The sequence below is a fragment of the Paenibacillus ehimensis NBRC 15659 genome, assembly GCF_004000785.1.
GTDB lineage: Bacteria > Bacillota > Bacilli > Paenibacillales > NBRC-103111 > Paenibacillus_G > Paenibacillus_G ehimensis.
The window spans coordinates 1-20,395 of the sequence record NZ_BILX01000068.1; the positions used below are offsets into that span (position 1 = coordinate 1).

The 20,395-nt window shown below is 53.6% G+C and carries 18 protein-coding genes; 6 read left to right on the forward strand and 12 right to left on the reverse strand.

The window, feature by feature from the left end; all coding sequences use genetic code 11:
- The 3 genes from PEH01S_RS27140 to PEH01S_RS27150 all read left to right on the forward strand — a co-directional run.
- Nucleotides 1–1,441: M36 family metallopeptidase (locus tag PEH01S_RS27140; protein WP_127489232.1), on the forward strand; the 1,441-nt coding region annotated here is incomplete at its 5' end.
- Between the two features lie 273 nt (nt 1,442–1,714).
- Nucleotides 1,715–2,383 (forward strand): ArsR/SmtB family transcription factor, encoded by a 669-nt coding sequence (locus PEH01S_RS27145; protein WP_036714378.1) that lies wholly within the window; start codon nt 1,715–1,717, stop codon nt 2,381–2,383.
- An 87-nt stretch (nt 2,384–2,470) separates the two neighbouring features.
- Entirely contained in the window at nt 2,471–3,787 is a 1,317-nt protein-coding gene (locus PEH01S_RS27150) for an MFS transporter (protein WP_127489234.1), read from the forward strand.
- A 120-nt stretch (nt 3,788–3,907) separates the two neighbouring features.
- On the opposite strand, the gene PEH01S_RS27155 is transcribed toward PEH01S_RS27150, so the two are convergent.
- Complete coding sequence (locus PEH01S_RS27155; protein ID WP_246063082.1) at nt 3,908–6,778, reverse strand: endo-beta-N-acetylglucosaminidase; 2,871 nt, start codon at nt 6,776–6,778, stop codon at nt 3,908–3,910.
- A gap of 364 nt (nt 6,779–7,142) precedes the next feature.
- Here PEH01S_RS27155 and PEH01S_RS27160 point away from each other — a divergent pair, with 364 nt between their 5' ends.
- Together PEH01S_RS27160 and PEH01S_RS27165 are read left to right on the forward strand one after the other, a co-directional pair.
- On the forward strand, nt 7,143–7,424 hold the full coding sequence (locus tag PEH01S_RS27160; protein ID WP_025850439.1) for an ArsR/SmtB family transcription factor: 282 nt from the start codon (nt 7,143–7,145) through the stop codon (nt 7,422–7,424).
- Nucleotides 7,425–7,500: 76 nt separating this feature from the next.
- Entirely contained in the window at nt 7,501–8,691 is a 1,191-nt protein-coding gene (locus PEH01S_RS27165; protein ID WP_127489236.1) for an MFS transporter, read from the forward strand.
- A gap of 59 nt (nt 8,692–8,750) precedes the next feature.
- On the opposite strand, the gene PEH01S_RS27170 is transcribed toward PEH01S_RS27165, so the two are convergent.
- The 6 genes from PEH01S_RS27170 to PEH01S_RS27190 all read right to left on the reverse strand — a co-directional run bounded on the left by PEH01S_RS27170 (nt 8,751) and on the right by PEH01S_RS27190 (nt 16,199).
- Nucleotides 8,751–9,515, reverse strand: coding sequence for an SDR family oxidoreductase (locus tag PEH01S_RS27170; protein WP_025850441.1), 765 nt, complete (start codon nt 9,513–9,515; stop codon nt 8,751–8,753).
- A 72-nt stretch (nt 9,516–9,587) separates the two neighbouring features.
- Nucleotides 9,588–9,761 (reverse strand): hypothetical protein, encoded by a 174-nt coding sequence (locus tag PEH01S_RS34805; RefSeq protein ID WP_164828056.1) that lies wholly within the window; start codon nt 9,759–9,761, stop codon nt 9,588–9,590.
- 67 nt (nt 9,762–9,828) lie between these two features.
- Nucleotides 9,829–10,335: a DinB family protein gene (locus tag PEH01S_RS27175; RefSeq protein ID WP_127489238.1), complete on the reverse strand. Its 507-nt coding sequence runs from the start codon at nt 10,333–10,335 to the stop codon at nt 9,829–9,831.
- A gap of 100 nt (nt 10,336–10,435) precedes the next feature.
- The gene (locus PEH01S_RS27180; RefSeq protein WP_127489240.1) at nt 10,436–11,962 is read right to left on the reverse strand and encodes a hypothetical protein; all 1,527 of its coding nucleotides are present in this window, start codon (nt 11,960–11,962) and stop codon (nt 10,436–10,438) included.
- Nucleotides 11,963–12,167: 205 nt separating this feature from the next.
- Entirely contained in the window at nt 12,168–15,488 is a 3,321-nt protein-coding gene (locus tag PEH01S_RS27185) for a DEAD/DEAH box helicase (RefSeq protein WP_127489242.1), read from the reverse strand.
- A gap of 24 nt (nt 15,489–15,512) precedes the next feature.
- On the reverse strand, nt 15,513–16,199 hold the full coding sequence (locus PEH01S_RS27190; RefSeq protein ID WP_127489244.1) for a protein kinase family protein: 687 nt from the start codon (nt 16,197–16,199) through the stop codon (nt 15,513–15,515).
- Nucleotides 16,200–16,493: 294 nt separating this feature from the next.
- Between PEH01S_RS27190 and PEH01S_RS27195 the strand changes: the two genes are divergently transcribed.
- Nucleotides 16,494–16,799, forward strand: a complete 306-nt coding sequence (locus tag PEH01S_RS27195; RefSeq protein WP_127489246.1) for a hypothetical protein — start codon at nt 16,494–16,496, stop codon at nt 16,797–16,799.
- Nucleotides 16,800–16,883: 84 nt separating this feature from the next.
- On the opposite strand, the gene PEH01S_RS27200 is transcribed toward PEH01S_RS27195, so the two are convergent.
- From PEH01S_RS27200 to PEH01S_RS27220, 5 genes are all read right to left on the reverse strand, one after another.
- A complete protein-coding gene (locus tag PEH01S_RS27200; protein ID WP_127489248.1) occupies nt 16,884–17,537 on the reverse strand; it encodes a FusB/FusC family EF-G-binding protein in 654 nt (217 codons plus the stop codon).
- Nucleotides 17,538–17,851: 314 nt separating this feature from the next.
- Nucleotides 17,852–18,298, reverse strand: a complete 447-nt coding sequence (locus tag PEH01S_RS27205) for a DUF6376 family protein (RefSeq protein WP_025850449.1) — start codon at nt 18,296–18,298, stop codon at nt 17,852–17,854.
- A 66-nt stretch (nt 18,299–18,364) separates the two neighbouring features.
- Nucleotides 18,365–19,252, reverse strand: a complete 888-nt coding sequence (locus PEH01S_RS27210) for a CPBP family intramembrane glutamic endopeptidase (protein ID WP_025850450.1) — start codon at nt 19,250–19,252, stop codon at nt 18,365–18,367.
- A 204-nt stretch (nt 19,253–19,456) separates the two neighbouring features.
- On the reverse strand, nt 19,457–19,726 hold the full coding sequence (locus PEH01S_RS27215; protein WP_127489250.1) for a hypothetical protein: 270 nt from the start codon (nt 19,724–19,726) through the stop codon (nt 19,457–19,459).
- Nucleotide 19,727: 1 nt separating this feature from the next.
- Entirely contained in the window at nt 19,728–20,342 is a 615-nt protein-coding gene (locus PEH01S_RS27220) for a TetR/AcrR family transcriptional regulator (protein ID WP_127489252.1), read from the reverse strand.
- Nucleotides 20,343–20,395 lie beyond the last annotated feature (53 nt).

Genomic DNA, 20,395 nt, shown 5'->3' on the forward strand with positions numbered 1-20,395 from the left:
GGGAACGGAAGTCCCGGCCAGCGCCGAGCAGAGGCAGCCCGCCGATGCCAAAGCTGCCGCAGACCGGTATCTGAAGGAGCATGCCAAAACGTATCAGCTCAAGGCCGATTTGTCCGACTTGAAGTATGTGACCACGATCCAAACCGAGGCAGGCCATTATGTCCGTTATCAGCAGATGGTGAACAACGCTCCGGTCTTTAACCGGCAAGTCACCGTCACCTTGGATCGTACTTTCCGCAATGCCTTGGTCATCTCCGGCTACGAGCCCTACACCACGGTGCAGCAGGTGTCGCAGCTGCTGCCAACCGCCGATTTGAAGGCCAAAGCGCTCCGGTTCGTCGAAGACCAGGCTCAGGGAGAGTGGGCGCCATCCTCCGAGGAGTACGGCTATACGATCCAGAAGGGCGTCGCTACGCCCACCTACCGTGTCGTCGTCCATACCAAGGTCCCTTACGGCGCATGGGAAACCTACATTCATGCAGGCAGCGGCGAGCTGCTGCGCAAACGGAATTTGAACCAGCGCGTGAACGGCACCGGCCAAGTATTCCTCCCCAACCCTGTCGAATCGCAAGGCTCCGTCGGCAGCCTCAAAGATAACAACGACAAAGATTCCTCCGAATTGACCAAACAGCTGAAATCCGTCACCCTCCTTGGCTTGGACGGCTCCGGCTACCTGCGCGGGCCATATGTCAACATCAACTCTGCCGCCAAGACGTATTCGGCCTCCAACCAATTCAACTACACCCGTTCCAACGACAGCTTTGAGGATGTCATGGTTTACTACCACATCGATACGCTGCAGCGGTATTTGCAGCAGCTCGGCTTCAAAAATGTCAACAACCGTTCCATTAAAGTCAACGTCAACGCGTCTCCCGACGACAACTCGTACTATCAACCGTCGACCGGTGAATTGACCTTCGGCACCGGCGGGGTGGACGATGCGGAAGACGCCGGCGTCATTGCCCACGAATACGGCCATGCGATTCAAGACAACCAGGTGCCGGGCTTCGGCGATTCCCTTGAAGGCGGTTCGATGGGCGAAGGCTTCGGCGATTTTCTCGGCGCGACTTATGAAGACGCTGCCTCCTCCGCCGGCTTCGGCAAAGCGTGCGTAGCCGAATGGGATGCCACATCGTATTCCAGCGGAAATCCGCCATGCCTGCGGCGCTTGGACGAAAACAAAGTGTATCCGCGCGACCTCCAAAATCAAGTGCACGCGGACGGCGAAATTTGGTCCCAAGGCTTGTACGAGATGGCACAAGCCTTCGGACGCGACGTAGCCACCAAAATCATCATCCAATCCCACTTCTCGCTCACGCCGACAGCCACCTTCAAGGACGGCGCCAAAGCGATCAAACAAGCCGATGTCCTGCTTTACGGCGGCCAGCACGCCGCAGACATCGACCGGATCTGGAAAGCTCGCGGCATACCGACCAGCTAACGCTTGACTGCGCAGCCCGTAGCCGGGCTTCTACAACCCTCTTTCGCTCTCACGACTCATCACCGAAAAAAATGCAAGAGCCTGCAGGCCGCCGTACGCGGCAGTTGCAGGCCTTTTTTCTTGACCCTGCCTTACGCAGTCAAGCAAGTAAAGCACGATTGAATGGTGCCAATTTGGAGAATGAAAACAAAGTCTTGACTCTACAAGATTGATCCCTTACATTATAACTATTCAATAAATTAATTGAATAGTTGAGGTGTCGTTATGGTGAGCATGGAGCGAATATGGAAAGATCAGTTGTATAAGGAATTCGCTCGTATTGGTAAGTGTTTATCCAGTCCCAAACGCTTGGAATTGCTTGACTTGCTTTCTCAAGGTCCCAAATCTGTGGATCAACTCGTTAAACTAACCGGGATGAGTGTTGCGAACGTATCGCAACACCTGCAAACGTTGCATGAATCAAGACTGGTTCGTTCTCATAGACAAGGGAACTTTGTTATTTATGAAATTGCCGGACTTTCTGTAGCCGATTTCATGGTATCCTTACATCGTCTTAGTGAAAAGCAATTAGTAGAGGTGCAGAAGCTTAAAACTGAAATATTGCAAAATCATCTGAGTATGGAGCCTATCGCTTTAGAAAAGCTCCTCGAGCGGATGGAGAGAGGAGAAGTTGTATTATTAGATGTTCGGCCACAAGATGAGTATGAAACGGGCCATATTCCAGGCGCGATATCTATGCCTATGGAAGACCTGGAGAAACACCTGGCGTCCTTGCCAACGGATAAGGAAATCGTAGCTTATTGCAGAGGGCCCTATTGTCTCATGTCTGCCCAAGCTGTTGAAATTTTAATAAGCAAGGGAATCAAAGCATCTCGTTTGGAAGAAGGTCTAATCGAATGGAAACGCTACATGGAACAATCAAATATTCAATCTCAACCATGAACGATTGCGTTGACCCTGCGGAGTGGAGCGACGAAGTGCTGACTTTTTAGAGGAGTCAAGAAACAAGTAGAAAGGTGGTTCTAAGCGATGACGCATGAACCCCAAATAAAAGACAGATCGATTCGTCAATACATAGCTTCCCCGGATCTGCAAAGGAAACTGTATAAGCGTTCCCTCCTCATCGTAGTCCTATCCCAAATTTTTGGAGGTGCCGGGCTTGCCGCCGGCGTAACCGTCGGGGCGCTTATAGCACAAGAGATGTTGGGAACAGAAAGTTTTGCGGGGGTTCCTTCTGCGTTGATTACCCTTGGTTCTGCTGCGGCTGCCTTGTTGGTAGGGCGACTATCAGAGCAATATGGACGCAGGTTTGGGCTTGCAGGAGGATTCTTCGCCGGGGGTCTTGGTGCACTAGGAGTAATATGGGCTGTAATAAATAATAGTGTGCTGCTTCTGTTCATATCGCTGCTTTTCTACGGTGCAGGAACCGCTACAAACTTACAAGCCCGTTACGCCGGAACGGACTTAGCTATGCCTAATCAGCGGGCAAAAGCAATTAGCATTGCTATGGTTTCGACCACCTTAGGTGCAGTTGCAGGTCCAAATATGGTAGATGTTACGGGTAATTTTGCAACTTCCATTGGGATTCCAGCGCTTGCAGGTCAGTTTATTCTAGCTGCTGCAGCTTTTATTCTTGCAGGAATAGTCTTCTTTATTTTCCTGCGTCCTGATCCCTACGTCGTTGCGAAGGCTGTGTTTAAGTCGCAACAATCCATGGGACCGGGTCAAGGAGCCGATGAGGGTAAAAGCGTTTCTAAAAGCAGCAACCGCGGCTTGATTGTCGGAGCAACAGTCATGATTTTAACCCAAATCGTTATGGTGGCCATCATGACAATGACACCAATCCACATGAAACATCACGGACATAGCTTGGGAGACGTAGGATTAGTCATCGGAATTCATATCGGCTCGATGTATTTCCCCTCGCTCATTACCGGCGTTCTGGTTGATAAAATCGGTCGTACAGCCATGTCGATTGCTTCGGGAGGCGTTCTATTGCTTGCAGGTATCCTGGCAGCAGTAGCTCCGCCGGATTCTATGCCGGTACTCATTATTGCTCTATCGTTGCTTGGAATCGGTTGGAACTTTGGCTTAATCAGCGGGACAGCCATCATTGTAGATGCAACAGATCCAACAACGCGGGCAAAAACTCAAGGAACGATTGATGTCTTGGTTGCGCTTGCCGGGGCTTCGGGTGGTGCGCTATCCGGTATGGTTGTAGCTCATTCAAGCTATGCGACCTTGTCGCTTGTTGGCGGAGGACTTGCCCTTTTATTAATACCTGTGGTTATATGGTCTCGAAGTAAATCAAATGTTACCGGAGAAAATGCTTCTTTGAACTCCTAAAAACGTTCATCAAACACCTGTGCCATTCGACGATCCCGCTCCGCCAAAAAGGCCTCCCGTCACCTTGGACGAGAGGCCTTATCGTGCCGCGCGCTTGAACGAAACGCGCCTTGCCTTGAACTATTGGAATTGGAGCCAGTCTATATCAGCGATACCGTTATCGCGGATGCTCCATTTCGTATAGTTCGGGTTCTTAAAGGTCACATGAACGGTCTGCTTGCCGGTAACGGGCTTTTTCAGATCGACGGTATAGTTCTTGTAGAACGGTGCCAGCTGCTTCGCGTCCACCGGCAGCGCCACATCTGCGATGAGCTCGCCCTGCGGGCCGCCCAAGCGTACCTCCACCCGGGTGTCCTTCGCCAGAACGGCCGCCCGAACCGTCAGCTTCGCTGCGCCTTGCGTCCCAAAATCGACATCCTTAAACGACAGCCAATCGGCAAAATTCAAGTCGCGGACGTTCACATAAGTGCCCGGCACGAACAAGCCGTTGGATTGATCGTATTTTTCCGCCTGCAGGACGATGCCGTTCTGTGGAATTTCCGGCGCCACGACCTTCACGCGGATTTCCGTCTTCACGCCCGGCTGGCCGTTGACCGGACCCGTTTGCGCCGTCAGCACCGCATCGCCCGGGCCCACCGCGGTCACTTTGCCCCGCGCATCGACTTTGGCGACAGCCTCGTTATTCGACGTCCAGGTGACGTTGACATTTGCCGCCGTGGATGGCATGACGCGGATATTGACATAGCTCGTCCATCCGGTCTCCATCGTCAGCTTGTTGTCCTGCAGGTGCATCGCGTGAATGGAAGCTGCGGCAACCGGACCTTGGTTGAACTGAACCTTGTCCCCGGTTCCCCATTTCCAAGTCAGCGCCTGCGGCTCGCTCGCCGTTCCGTCTTTGCCGACGGCATACAGCTCCAGCTTCACTTCGTTCTCGCCGAGGCGAGGCAGCGACTTGATGTAATACACTTCGTCGTAAATACGTCCGACCCATTCGCGCTTGCCGTTTGCTACGCGCATCAGATCGTAATACCAGACATCCTGCTGCTTCTCGTTGAAGTCCCACTTCACGAACATCGCGGCTTGATTATCGTCGAACATCGCCTTCTCGACCCGGAAGCCGGTCGGTGCGGCAGGCGCCTGAGCCTTCTTGCCGTCCGTCAGCTTCAACTCGCCGATGTTGGCCTTAAAGCCCACGTCATCCGCCGATTGCGAGCCGACGCGCAGACTGATCTTGGCGATCGTGCGTCCCTCGAACGCCTTCAGCTTAGCCGATGCCGTGGTCCAATCGTCGCTTGGTCCGGCTTTCAAATCGACGGCGGCCGGATGCTGCGGGTCGTCCTTGAACGTCAGCAGCGCCTGAATGTCGGCTGCTTTCTTGAGATGCCCTTGCGCTTGGCCGTTGCCCTTCTTGTCCGGCAGTTGGACCGCCGATTTGTAGGTCAGCGACAGCTCCACGTCCTTCGTCACCGGCAGCTCGGTCTTGTACAGATGAAGTTCCGCAGCATGGCTCGAATTCAGCGTGCCCTCCACCTTCAAGGAAGAGCCGCCGTTCCATGCGGTTTCGTAGTCGTACCCGACCGTCAGCGGCTTGCCTGCGGACGTCGTCCACCACTGCCATGTCGGCAGGATGTCCTGAGCCGCCATATTGTTCCACTCCGTATCGCTGGACTTTCGGCCGTTCACGAAGAAGTCGAGCCCGTGCCCGTTGTTGAAGCGGGTTACGAACGGATAAGAGCCGATGACGGAGCGCTCCGGTATGTAATGGGCAATGCCCGGCCAGCTCTCATACTCGGTGCCGACTGCCCGGCCGCTTTCCGCAGGATTGCCCTTCGGCCCCGACCAATAGGCCTGCTCGCGCTTCTCGATTTCCGGCTGCATGCGGAGATCGAACGGATTCGGGCCTTTGTTCCAGACCATGTCCGTGCCGAAAAGCGCTACGCTCGTCCGGGGCGTGCGGGCGGCGTCGTTTTTGAAAATCGCATCAAGCTCCAAGCCGCGGTCGAAGCGGAATTTGTCGTTCTCGATGCCCGCGAACAGCGAGGCATACGGGTCAAGCCCAAGCTTGCGCGCATGGTCGGCGCTGCTCTCCAGGCCCTGCGGCGTATAGGCGTAGTTCATGAAAATGCTGTCGCTGGCGCGCTTTCCGTCACGCTCGTCCAGCAGCCACGGCGAGTTTTCCTTATTGAATCCGTTTACATAGGAGACCTTGCCGTCCACGGTCAAGCTGTCGTACCAGCTCATATACAAGCCCTGGCTGCGCATGTATTTCAGCATTTCCATCAGCAGAGCCGCATGCTCCTTGCTGATCGTCGCCTCTTGGTTGATAAAATACCCGTCGAAGCCAAAATACTTCGCCATTTCGATCATTTTATCGGCCACCGGGAATTTGCCGTCCGGCGTCTTCTCGACGAGCTCCGCGAAGTTGATGTTGCGCGGCCAGAACCATCCGCCCAGACTGATGACCCCGTTGCGGTGCGCCGCATCGGTATAAGCCGGGTTGGGCAGGTTCACCACGCCGTAATCCCGCTTGCCTTCTTCGGTCGGAGAGCCGTATACCGGCAAGCCGTGCCAGGAGGCATAAATGTCCTGATACTGCCAATATTTCAGCACGTTGCGGCTGAAGCTGTCATTATAGCGGTACCCCTCGAACCATTCCTCCTTATCGTAGTCGGCGGAAAGATTCATGACTTGGGCCGTACTCGTTAATTCCGGGTGCGCCTGCGTCGGCTGGAAGGCTCCGATCCGCTTCGCTAGCGGCACGCGGGAACGAAAATATTTCGCATACGGGTCGCTCTCCGGGGTCCACTCCTTCATCTGCTTGGCATTGTAGCCGTACAAATAAGGCTGCTCCGGCCCTTTCGGCGTTTCCAGAGCCATAACCGCTTTTGGCCCTGACATCAGGGTGGACGCCATAACGGCCGTCAACCCTATTGATAACGCTTTCGTAACGGTCCGGGAGAAAGATTTTTTCCGTTTTTTACGTTCTGACATAATACACCTCTCTTCGTTTGTTCCGGCCTGGTACCATCCGTCCTATCCATTAGTGCAGCTGCCAATCCAAGGAAAAACGACGCGTCTATTTCACCCTAACACCCGAACGCGCAGCGGTAAAGTGGCCAAACAAAAGATTTTAGGGACATATTAAATGATTGTAAGCGCTACTATAATTTTTTCCCGGCAGAGGGAGCACCCGTTAAATGCAGCGGCCGATGCGGGCAGCCCTCTTTCGTTATCTTTTTGGCCCCGGCATGCGTCAGCTTATCTCGTCAAATTGCCTATTTACATTTGCGGAGAGGTATGCTATTTTAAATTTCGATACATATAGAAATAATACACTGGCAAGGATGAGGCAACGATGGAGCACAATAACGCGGAACTGCAGCAAGCTGTCAAAATATACAAAGCTCTCGGAGAACCGACCCGGCTGAAAATCGCCCTGCTGCTTACGGAAGAAAGGAATCTGTGCTGCTCGGATATCGGGAGCAAGCTCGAATGCGTTGCGGGCTCGACGCTGTCCCATCATTTGAAGCAGCTGACAGATTGCGGCCTGCTCAAGCTCCGCAAGGACGGAACGTATATTTATTACAGCGTGAATCGCGAAATCGCCCAGAAGTATGCGCCGTATTTGCTGGAGTAGTTTTTTTTTCGGTTTTATTTCTATATTTGTAGAAATATAAAAATGTTATGGAGTGGAGAGAGGAGCATCTATCATCATGTCAAGCACGTGGAAAATTTACATGCTGGCCGTCGTCAGTTTTCTTGTCGGCACGTCCGAGTTTATTATCGCCGGGATTTTGGATAAAGTGGCGGCGGATATCGGGGTCCCGGTGTCCGCTGCGGGGCAGCTCATTACCGTGTTCTCGCTGGCCTACGCTTTTGGGACCCCTATTCTCATGGCGGTGACCGCCCGTTTGGAGCGGCGCAAGCTGTTGCTCTACTCTCTCGGCGTCTTCGTCGTCGGAAACGGGATGGCCGTGGTGCTGCCGGGATTTGAATTTCTGATCGTTTCCCGAATCATTCTCGCACTGAGCACCGGCGTCTTCGTCGTGACCGCCTTGACCGTAGCTTCCAAGCTGGCTCCGCCGGAGAGGCAAGGACGCGCTATCGCGACACTCGTCATGGGCTTCAGCACCGCCCTGATCGTCGGTGTCCCTCTCGGGAGGGTCGTCGCCTCCGTTTACGACTGGAAGATGACTTTCGCCGGTATCGGCGTACTGGGACTGCTTGCCATCCTGGCCGTCTCCTGGACGATTCCGCAGACGGACGGCGAAGAACCGGTACCGCTGCGCAAGCAGCTTGCGCTGATGAAGGAACCGAGAATCGCTGTAGCCCTGCTTGTCACCTTCTTCTGGATTTCCGGTTATTCGATCGCGTACACTTATATTTCGCCGTTCCTGCTCACGGTTACCGGCATGAGTGAGCAAGTCGTGAGCGCAGGCTTGTTCGCCTTCGGAATCGCCAGTCTGATCGGCTCGAAGCTCGGGGGGTACGGCACCGACAAATGGGGAGTTCCCCGTACGCTAATCGGCGGCATGCTTCTTCACGCGGCGTCTCTTATCCTGCTGTCATTAGCCGCCCACTCGCCGGCAGCGGTCTTCCCGCTGCTCATGCTATGGGCATTCTCCGCATGGTCTTCGGGTCCGACTCAACAGTATTATTTAATTACGCTGGCTCCCGAGGCTTCCGGCATTATGCTCAGCTTGAATAGCTCGGTGCTTCAGCTCGCCATGGCGGCTGGCGCGGGGATCGGCGGGCTCGTCGTAGAGCAGGCCTCGCTGACCTCCATAAGCTGGATCGGGGCGGCCGGCGTCGTCGTCGCAGCAGCAACAGCCGCCGCTTCCCTGGGCATAACCCGCTCCCACCGCCTGGCGGAGGAACGGAAGCTGCAGCAAGCCGGGGCTTAACAAACGGCAAGCCGGTCATAACACGTCATGAACGTGTTTGGCCGGCTTGTTTTTCATGCTTACAGATGCGTGCCCCCGCTGACATCGATACACTGGCCGGTAATCCACCGGCTGTCGGAAGAAGCGAGAAAAGCCGCGACGTCCGCAAGGTCCTCCGGCTGTCCCCACCGGTCAAAAACCGAGAGACCGGCGGCAAATTTCCGCCCCTCCGGGTCCTGCAAGGTTGCGGTGTTCATATCCGTATCTGTCATTCCGGGCATGATCGCATTGATCGTGATCTTGCGCGCTCCCAGCTGTTTAGCCAAGGTGGAAGTCAAAGTATTGATCGCCCCTTTGGTCATGCTGTAGCCGAGAAGGTTGGGAAAAGCCACCCGCGTTACCGACGACGAGATGTTGATAATACGCCCCTCGTCTCTCAGCCTGGGCAAAGCTTCCCGGATGAGGAACAAAGGCGCTTTGACGTTGATGGTCATCTCTTCGTCGAAAAGCTCTTCCGTCAGATCCTTAATGAAGGCGTTTTGTGCGATGCCGGCATTGTTCACGAGTATATCGAAGCGGTTATCGCCCGTACGTGCCCGCAGCGCCTCATCCATCGCTCCCATCAGCTCATACACGCCGTTTGCCGATTTGAAATCCGCCCCGACTGCAAAAGCCGCTCCGCCCTTCTCCCAAATCTCGCGAACGACCTCTTCGGCCGCTCCCCGGTTCTTGGCATAATGTACGGCAACCAGAGCCCCTTCCTGCGCCAGACGCCGTGCGATGCCGCGTCCGATTCCCCGGCTTGCGCCCGTTACTAAAGCTGTCTTGCCTTGCAATTTCCCCATATTTTCCAGCCCCTCAAGCTTGATTAACAGGTTCCCCTGCTTCACCATAGTTATAGCACAGGGCGGTTTTTGTTATGTTGCTCTCTCATTCTTCGTGCCGCAGCCAAGAGGTGTACGCCCCCATCGCTTCGCCAGCCAATAAACCGCAGGCGGCAGCGCTGCGTTGGATGCGAGGAAAAACAGCAATGACGGAATTCCCGTCAACGGGGCAAAATCCGCGCCTTCAACCGTCACGAAAAGCTGCATGCCGAGCGGCCCCTTCGAGAACAAAACGCCGATCGCCGCATTCCATCCTTAAGCATGCTCCTAATGCTTAAACATGATCCTGATACCAGAACAAGGCATACTCCGTCATGACGGAGGCATGACCCATCTGACGCAGCATAGCCGAAATATTGCCGCGGTGATACGTGCCGTGATTCACGACCTGCATAACAATTTCCGACAAGCGGGTTTCCCGGATTCCGGCATACGGATTATCCAAAACGATTGTCTTTTCCAAGTCGGCTTGCTGTCTGAAGAACGCCCGATACCGCTCGGACAACGCGGCGAACATCGCCTCCAGCCCCTCGACGCTCTGATTCTCCGCTTCCTGCGTCACTTGCTTCGCCAGCCTCATCGCTTCTTTCATATCTTTGCCGGCAGCGATCTCCAGCCACGAATGGTCGACGGTATACATATGGGCCATTACCTTCGATACGGATGGAAAAATGCTTACAATCTCCCGCTTGTATACGTCTTGCGGAAGCTCCTTCAGCCGGTTAAGCATTGTTTGATTGGCCCACACATGGTATTCATACATCGTTATGGCATTTGACATCCAGTTATTCCCCTTTGCTTTTTGATTGGTTGTTATGGCTAGTATACGAAAAGAAGTATGACACCAATATGTCATACTTCGCAAAGAGCATTCTTAATTTTTATTTCAACAGTTCCAAATCCGTCCAGGTTTTGTAGCGGTTCCAGGTCCAGTTCGTCAGCGTATTGCTGTACCTGTGAATCGTGTAGATATCGCCCTGGCTGTCCAGATACAGCGTTAGGTTGTCTTGTTGGTCCGGAGCTTTCGCAAGACGTTTCAGTTTGAGATCCGGTGTGACCTCATAAAAGCCGTCTTTTTCCGCATCGAACGGTTCGACAGGCGTCAATCCTGGTCCTCTCGCCCCATAAACTACGGATTTGCCGTCCTTGTAGGGTCTTCCGAATAGCCGAACGATCATCCGACCGTCACGGTCCGCAGCGTTCCTCGTGGGACTTCCGAGCCCGACAGGGATGATGTCCTGTTCGTTCAACACTTCGTTGGCAAGGCGTATATTCCCTTCCGGGTCCATCAGCGCCAGCAGCCCGGAGCCGCCATAATAAACATTCCGAAAAGGCATCAGGTCACGCGCGATCCATACCGTGCCATCGTCATTTTTCAGGACGCGCTGCGGCATATAGGGATAGTTCGAGACTTTACGTACGCTTCCGCCAATGATCGCGAACAACTGATACCGGCTGTGCGGTGCCGGTCCCATCACGGGCAGTGGGAAATAGGAATACACGGCAAGCAGCTTCCGCCTGTTGTCGATGTCGTACAGCGTACCCTGGATTTGAAGCTCGGTTCCGCCCAGATTGATTTTATCGTCTTCATGCACCTGGCCGAGCGGCAGCCCTTCGTACGACAACTGATCGCCATCCCGCTGGATCACTACGCTTTTCCCTTCACTGACCTGCTTCTCTGCGGCCTGCTTGGCTTTATCGCGAATCGCATCGGCCTGCGGCGGGTCAAGCCATTCCGGATGCGCTTGAAACGCTTTGTCCACCTTCAACATCCCGGACATTCCGCCTTCTCCCCGGTCGGCATCGACATACAGCGCCTCGGCGTCGTCATAAACGATTTGCCTCATCACCGCATCCTGCCCGCTCCAAATGGCAAGGCCTTCCTCGCTGCTCCACTGCAAATCCATCATGAGCGCCATATGGGCAAATTGCCAGGTCAGCGGCATATACGTTACACTGCGGAATTCCAGAAAAGGATATGGCTCTTGTCCGTTATCGATCTGTTGGCCCCATAATTGAATAGGATAAGAAGTCACCTTCGCCGAATACGTGCGGGTCAACGAGTTTGTGGTCGTCGGATTTTGCGTGAACTTGCTCTTTTCCAGCGCCGGATACTTCCAGTGGCGCGAAATGCAGCACGTCTTATAAACCTTCAAACCTTCTTCCTCACTCCAATCGACATCCAGCTCAAGCTCTTGAATTAAGTCCCAGTTCAAAGGTACATAAGTGATATCCTTGTACACCACGAACGGATATGCAGCCTGCTTATTGTTGATGATTTGGCCGTTGACCTTCACCGGAAAACCCGCAATGCGGACCTGAACTGTGCCTCCCTCCGCCTTCGCCGTACTTGTCAGCATGGACAACATCAGTACCGCGCTCAACCATGTAAGGATCATTCGTTTCAACATTGTCGTCCCCTCACCCCTGCTCATCTGATGCAAACATTCACTTAGACGCGGTTCTTGTCAAAAAGTTACAACAAAGCCGGTACCGCTTGCCGCATTAAACGTTCTTCCGCTTCAGGAAGCCGGAACAAAACAGGACCCTGCGCCTCAGCGGCGTTGGGTCCCTTTCTTGTGCCTTCCATCCAACACAGGCGCAGGAGCCTGCTCATTCCAGCATCAGCAGCTCCCGGACGTCCCGTTCCGTCAGAGAGGACAGCCCCTCCTCGCCCGGCTGAATGACTTCGTCGATCAAGTTTTTCTTTCGCTGCTGAAGCTCGTACATTTTGTCTTCGACCGAGCCTTGGGTGACGAGCCGGATCACTTGGACCACCTTCTTCTGCCCGATCCGGTGGGCGCGGTCCATGGCCTGCTGCTCCACGGCGGGATTCCACCACAAATCGTACAGAATAACGGTATCCGCCCCGGTCAGATTCAGCCCGGTCCCCCCGGCCTTTAAGGAGATCAGGAACATGTCCCGCTCACCTTCGTTGAACCGGCGGCAGCGCTCGACGCGTTCGGCGGACGGCGTTTTGCCGTCCAAATAAAAATACGGCACGCCCCGATAGCCGAGCTCCCGCCCGATCAGCCCCAGCATCTCGGTAAATTGCGAGAAAACCAGCATCCGCCGTCCGGCGCTCCGGCATTCCTCCACCAGCTCCATCAGCTGCTCGAATTTCGCCGAGCTTCCGGTATACCCTTCGACGAATAACGCAGGATGGCAGCACAGCTGGCGCAGCCGGGTGATGCCGGCCAAAATTTTGATCCGGTTTTGCTGAAACGTATCCGCGTCCAGATGCTTCAGCGCTTCCTTTTGCAGCTTGGCCAGGTAGGCTACGTACAGCTTCTTCTGCTCCGGCAGCAGCTCCGAGGCTTGCAGCGATTCGATCTTCTCCGGCAGCTCCTTCAGCACATCGCTCTTGACCCGCCGCAGCAGAAACGGACGGGCGCGCCTGGCCACGGTTTCGCGGGACAGCTCGCCAAAGGCTTTTCGATCCGGGAACAGCTCGGGGAATACCGCGTCAAAGATGGACCATAGTTCCTCCAGCGAGTTCTCGACCGGCGTTCCGGTCAACGCGAACCGGTACCTGGCCCGGATGGCTTTCACCGCTTGCGCCGTTTGCGTCGCGTAGTTTTTGAACGCTTGGGCCTCGTCCAAAATAAGCGTATGAAACGCATGCCCGGCATAGCGCAGAATATCCCTGCGCAGCAGCGGGTACGAGGTGATGACGACGTCAGCATGCGACAGCTCTTTCAGTATGCGAGCGCGTGCCGCGCTGCTGCCGTCCGCAATAACGGCCCGAATCTCCGGCGCGAACCGGCTCAGCTCGTTTCGCCAATTGTACAGGAGAGACGCGGGAGCGACGACCAGCGCAGGCTGGCCCAGATTTCGAAGCTCCGGCAGAACGGATACGAGAAAGGCGATGCTTTGAAGCGTCTTGCCAAGCCCCATATCGTCGGCAAGAATGCCGCCGAAGCGGTAGTGGGCCAACGTCTTCAGCCAGCCGTACCCATATTTCTGGTAATCCCGCAGCACAGGAGCCAGACTCTCCGGCGGCGGGAAATCCAGATTGTCCGGATTCCGCATGTTTTCCAGGAGTCTGCGAAGCGACTTGCCCAGACTGACAGCCCGGCCCTGCTCCCGCGAATCGATCAGGTGCAGCCCGCGGACAGCCGGCAGGCGCATTTCCGTTCCTTTCACATCCGTTTGGCGGATGCCCATCTCGTTCATAAAACGGACGATTTCCTGAAACTCCTCGCTTTCCAGCGGCAGGAGCGCGCCGTTCGGCAGCCGGTGGTATCTGCGCTTCTCTTCCAAAGATTTCAGCACTTTGTGAATTTCCGCTTCCGGGATTCCGTCGATATCGAACTTAATGTCCAGCCAGTCGGTCCGCTCGTCCACGTCCACCCGGATCTTCGGCGGAACATGGCCGGTATGAAGCCTGACTTTCACGGCGGAGGTGGCATAGACCTCGGCCAGCTTTTCCAGCTCGGGAAGGACACGGTACATAAACTCGTATTCCTCGTCTTCGCCATCCAAGAAATAGCCGCTTTCGGTCCGGACGAAGGGGCTTTGCTCCATAAGCTCCAGAATCGCCCGCTCCTTCTCCCCGTCCCGCATCAGGATTCGTCCTTCGCCGCGCTGGGTTCTTCTCTCCTCCAACGGATTAAGGACGATGTCCCCGTAATGAAACTCTAACCCGGCAAGCAGCCGGTCCCTCACCCGGTCCAAATAAAGCTTTGCCTTGAGCGATATGCGCATGATCCGATCGGATACGGCTTGAGCGACACGGACGGTCCCCAGCTTCATCAAACCGGGAATCACCTTGTCGATGAATGGCTCGATCTGATCCGCCGAAATCCGAAGCTGGCGCGTACGGGCCGAATCCAGCATTTGCTTCAGCTCCGAGAGGCGCTGGCTGCTCTCGAGCGGCAGCTTCAGTATCTTCCCTTCGGCAAGCACCAGCCCGTACGCTTCCATAACGATGATCTCGTCCAGCCCTTGGACATCCAGCCGATAGCCTTCTCCCGGCGCTTCATCGAACTCAAAATGAAGCGGGATCGGCTCGTCGGAGATACGTACGCCCTCGTAGATGCGGCCATCCAGCGCAAGCTGTGCGGAAGGAGCCGCCGTCAACAACGGAAATAGTGCCGCCCACGAGAGCGGAGGAATCAGAAGCATCCGCTCGCCGCTCATCCGGCCGGGTTGGACGGAAGACGCGTTCGACGTTTCGCGGTACAGCCTCTCATTGCGGCAGATTTGGATAAACTGGCGAAGGATGGCATCGTCCTCGATTTTAAAGCTGTGAAGCTCCGGATCGTAGGTAAAATGCTTGGTAAACACGTAGGGTTGTCTCCGTTCCACCCGCTCCAGAAACTCTCTTATATTCTGTACGATGTACAGCCGTTTAGGCCCTACCTTAAGCTCGATCCCGAACATGTATTTCCGGTAGCCGTAAGCGAAGGGCATACAGGTAAACTCCACCTCAAGCTGCGTTCTTGTATCGAAGCGCGGCCGGGAGCCGGTCGGAATCACCGGCTTGCCGACGAAAAGCCCTAACACGCTGTTCGTCAGCCGGAGATCTCCCGCCGGAATCGCGGAGACGCTTGCTGCCGCCCCGTCTGACGGAGGTCCGACCCTGCCAGCCGTCGCGGATAATCCGTTCTCCGGACGAGGCCGCCCAACAGGCAGGCTGCCGGCCTGCTCCATATCGTGAATATACAGAAGCACGGCAGCGACGTGCTGACAGTATTTGTCGTAGGAGCCTAAGGTGGGACAGGTGCAGGCCGCGTTCACCTCTCCTTCAAGCCCGATTTCGACGGTCACCCGGCAGTTGTCGGCGCCGCCGACCGTCGCTTCGTAGCTCGCTGCTTCGGGATCGCAATGCGTGAAGGCCACTTTCCCGGCGCGGCAGTAGGCTTCTCCCTTTTTGTAGGAGAGCTCGCCGCACAACGATTTAATGACCCGTGGTGTCAACGGTGCGTTCATCGCCTGAAACCTTCCTTACTTCATCTATTTCAAAAATTTGGAAAATAATTGGCTGACTCTCTGGGCGAAATCATCAAGGCTTAAATTCGCTTGATCCAGTCTGGCGTAGCCGTTCTTGATCGCATCCAGTACCCAGGCGGGAATTTTGATCCCTTCGATGCCGGGATAGACGAAGCGGTACGCCCAGACCAAATGCTCCCACCGGTTGTCGTCTCCCTCCAGTGCATATTCGGATACGTCCAGCACCTTGCCCCGGCCCGATTGCAGAATGACATTTTTCAGATGAATGTCACGCGGATTCAAGCCGCGGCCGCGCACCAGCGCGCGCGCTTCCTCGACGTCGAGGATCACTCGCTCCGGTACGGGAATGCCCTGCAGCAGGCAATCGAGCAGCGTGACTCCGGATTCGTGGCTCATCACCAGATAGCGCTCCCCGCACCCGTAGTATACGGGAAAATAAGGAATTCCTTCCAGCCGTTCATACACTTGCTTCTCCATATCCTTTTTCCCGAGCGCAAGCGCAAGATCCGAGTAGATTTTAAACGCATAGCCCGGCGTCCGATCATACGTAAACACGGCCGCATCCGTCCCGATGCCGATGCAGCGAAGTCCTTCCGCAAAGCCGGATACGATCACAGGCTCATTTCGTTCGCTGCCGGTTACGATGATGCTGCGCAGCGCCTCGTCCGCTATAGTCCAATCTACATTCATCCTGGAGTCCCCCTTGTAACGTCTACTTGCAGCCTGCGCCGCCGCAGCATTCGAGATACGTGCGAAATGCCCGGCGGCACGTGAACTCGTGTAAGATAATTACGTGAAACAAGCTTCCAGGGTGCAAAATGGGTTAAGGTCGTTAGAGCGATTATACCATAGAACAACCGTTCGCCAAAATAAATGGCGCTTCTCCTGCTTCAAAAATTATCCATACGGGTAACTATGGTTAACTGGTTCCGATACCAGAAAGATGAAGGTACATAATCCTGCACAGAAAAGGAGTGTTCATGTATGAGAAGCATGCTGAAAACCAAAATAACGGTGCTCGCCTTATGCTCGGCTTTCCTGCTGCCGGCCGCAGCTTTCGCCCGGACGCCGGACGAACCGGCGGCAAACCCGCCGACGACTACCGTCACCTTTCCTAATTTGAACCTGACCACTACTGTAAAGGTAACGAATGTAGACGGGGTACTGGTTCCGGGGGATTATGTGATCACCGGCGATTCCAGAGTGGCCTATATTCCCGAAGGCGTCGGGCTCGTCGTAGTCAATAAAGAAACCGTTCTTCCGAATGGGGCGTTTTATTTGAAAGATTAGCCCAGACCCCTTGAGCGCTAACCTCAGTCTTATGCAAAAAACCATTGAGTCCGCAAAAAGCCGCAGATTCAATGGTTTTTTGGTCTAGCCTATAACCGTGTTAATAAAGCTCTCCAAGGAAGAAATATCTGTAATGTTCTTATTGCATTCGTGACCATGCATGCACAAATAATTGCCAACCGATTTATAATAATCAGCTGAAGCTTTCGCCGGCCTTTTTTTGGATATCGCCGAAAATAAAGCAAGGTCTTCATAGCGATGGCAGATGAAGCAAAAGCTTCTCTTATTGGTGGGAGTATATCGGCCTTCCACACCTACGAATTGCCCGTTTAAAGGATAAACCATGAACAATTTGTTCGTAGAGATGTCGACCCAACTGAGATAGGTAATGTAACGACGGTCGATCTCGGACAAATTAGGAATCTTTAGCTTCTTATTCTTGGGAAACAGCTTCTGAATCTGCTTTTCCGTAACAGGCGGAAATTCCAGGATATACGGCTCTAACGCTCTCAAATACTTATGGAAATCCTCTGACGTTTCTAATGTGACAATGTGCTCCAGCAGCTGTTTCTGATGACTGGAAGCGTCCGGGAACAGCTCTTCGATTTTGGCTGCCGCACCCAACCTGACCGATTCCAATACCTTACGATCGGCAATCGTTCGGAGAGCGTGCTGCAGGTTCCCTGCTTGCTTCTTGATCTCGTTATACTGATGGTTTCTAATAAATGGTCCGCACATGGAGGTCAGCCCCTTATTTTATAAGATTGAAAATAAGGTGCAAAGCCATATTATTAGAAACGATAGCTCTCAATCGGGCGATTTCATGTTGCTCCCTTTTACGCCCATGCAAAGTATCGCCCTAAAAATAAGGCTTTGCATGAGACTGGCCAATCCGGCAATCGCGTATTGCCATCCGTACCAACTCCCTCTTGCTTACTTATGGCTAGTATAATAAAAAACGCATGTCTGTGGCAAGAACAACACCGTATTCCTGTCCCGCCATATACAAAAAGGATGCGTTCCCTTCATGGGAACCGCATCCTTTATTTTCTTTAAGGAGTTAAGCGCTGGACTTTGTCCAGGATTTGAGTGACCTGATTCAGCGTGTCGATGAACTGGGAATTTTCAATCGCCTTCCAGTCGATGGCGCCGTTGTTGATCTGCTCCAGATAGCCGTTAATCTCCTTCGTCAACGTCTCATTATAGCCGACCAGCTGCTTATGAACGTCCTTGGCAAAATCGGGGGCTTGAAGCGCGTTGAATTTTGCGATCCGTTCCTTCATACCGGTCAATTCGTTCTTCAAAGTCGTTCTGGCTTCGGGATCGGTGACCGCCTGCCCGGCCAGCGTCGGCAATTGCTCCGCAAGCCGCGTAGTGTCGTTGATAAAGTTGGTTGCTTCTTCCACATAGTTTAACGAATTGTTGACCTTGTCGACGATTCCGCAGCCTGACAACAGGCCGACCGCAAGCACAAGCAAAAGCATGATTTTCAGCTTCATCTTCCGGACCTCCAGTTTTTTTACAAGGTAATACTGCTCCAGGCCGTCTCCGGTTTCAAAAAATAACTACAAGGGCAGCGATTCCTGAACCGGCCTTTCGCCTTTTCCGGGAAGGATTCGAATCATCGTCCATTGCTTTCTCGAAATCACGAACGCCGAGGCCAGCAAAGCAAGCGCCACGAAAACCCCAGACTCTCCCGTCCACAGCAAGGCCGAATCGCCTTGAGTAAACAGGTCAAAGACGTTCTGAGTGATGGCATTCCATGAGGCGTGCAGGAAGACCGCCGGCCAAATACTTCCCGATGTCAAACGGAGATACGCCATCACATACCCGAAGGACGTGACCGTGACCATAAACAACAAGACGGATAAAAGAACAAACGGACCGGTGTAATACGCTCCTGCTATCAGGAGCGGCAGATGCCACGCGCCCCATACCAGGCCGCTTACGAGAACAGGCCGGGGAACCCGGGCGTCGATCAGACGTGTAAGCATGTAGCCGCGCCACCCCACTTCCTCGCCAAAGCATCCAATCAAGCCTCGAATCGTTCCAAGGGTGGCATTTGCGAGCAGCAAGACAAGGAATAAAACGACAGGAGGAGCGTTTAAATAAGCGGCAGGCGCGGCAAATTGCGCGAGTCCGGTCAGCCATGCTAATCCATAGGCCGGTAAATCGACCGCTAACGGTAAGAGAAACACGATCGGCAGAAATCGAAGAGTGCGTCTTCCCCCCAGGCGGAGCGAGATGTCGGCAAACCCCTCGCGCAACAGCAAACGCGAAAGCAAAGAGGCCAAGGCGGGCGTCCACATCAGAAAAAGTACCCATTTCCCGTCATGAAGAGTCAGCCAATGACCCATACATGAAAGAGGGACGAGGAAAGCAAAAAAGACCGTAAGCCCGCGTCGGGCAGACTGTACACGGTTAGGCGTCGTCTCGCGGCTTGAGGTTGGCATCATCGAACACTCCTATCGTCGTGGCTTCGCGTCACAGTTAATAATTCCGGGTATTCGGATTTTATGGTCGAAAAGGGCTTTTCATTCACCCTTCTCCAAGTTTTGAATCAAGGTGGACATATCGACACCAAGAAGTTCTCTATGCCGACGTTCAAGTGCACAACATTTTTCCGATCGGACCGGTTGTTAAAGCGGCGTTTCGGTTCATTTCCCTAACTTCCCTTTTCTTTGGATGTGCTGAGCAAAGGACTCAAGCCGTTCTTCAAATTCTTCGGGACTCATTCCAAAAACCTTATTCAATAGCTCGAACTGCTCCGGGTAAGGCCCTTCTCCTTCTTTACGGCGCGCCAACTCGCTTGAGCTCAAAACCTCTTCCAATGCGGAAAGAAATACGATTTCGTGAAGCCATTTGAATTGTTCTTCCGTTACTACTTCCCCAAACCTCCGATTCATCAATTCTTGATAATTTCTCATGTTATTTCATCTCCTTTGATTTCATAATGCCTCGGAAAAACAGGATTGCGGTATGTCGAATGTATACCTCTAACGGCATCCTTCTTACCACAACCATTTCCTTATACAAATGTGGTTCAAACATGTTAATGAAAGCAGAAGACATAAACTCGACCGGTAATTCGGGATCAAATACCCCTTCTCTTTTTCCTTCGTTCAAAATCTCATGTATGCCGCTAAAGATTTGGGAAAGAACTTCATGGATCTCCGTTTCGTACGATTTAAAGATCGTGGTTATGTCAGAACTGCTCTTCAGCAAAAATTGAAAAAAGGCCCCAGTCAATTCACGTTGAAGGAGATATTCGAGCTTTTCGATGGGACCGCCCGAAAAAGCTTTCGCTTCTTCGACGGAACTAAAAAAGGACAGCATCTTGGGCTTCACCAACGCGTACGCAAGATCTTCTTTTTTTGGGAAGTGCAAGTATAATGTGCCTTTAGCAACACCAACCCCAGCGGCAATTTCATCCATACTGACATCATGGTAGCCCTTTTCCAACAACATCTTTTCAGCGTAGTCTAAAATAAGCTGTTCTCGATCCCTACGCTGTTTTTCCTTTAAAGAAATTTTTGAAGTCATATTTCGAAGTATCCTCTCAATTTAGAATTTGAATTCATTTTATGACTTTTAAG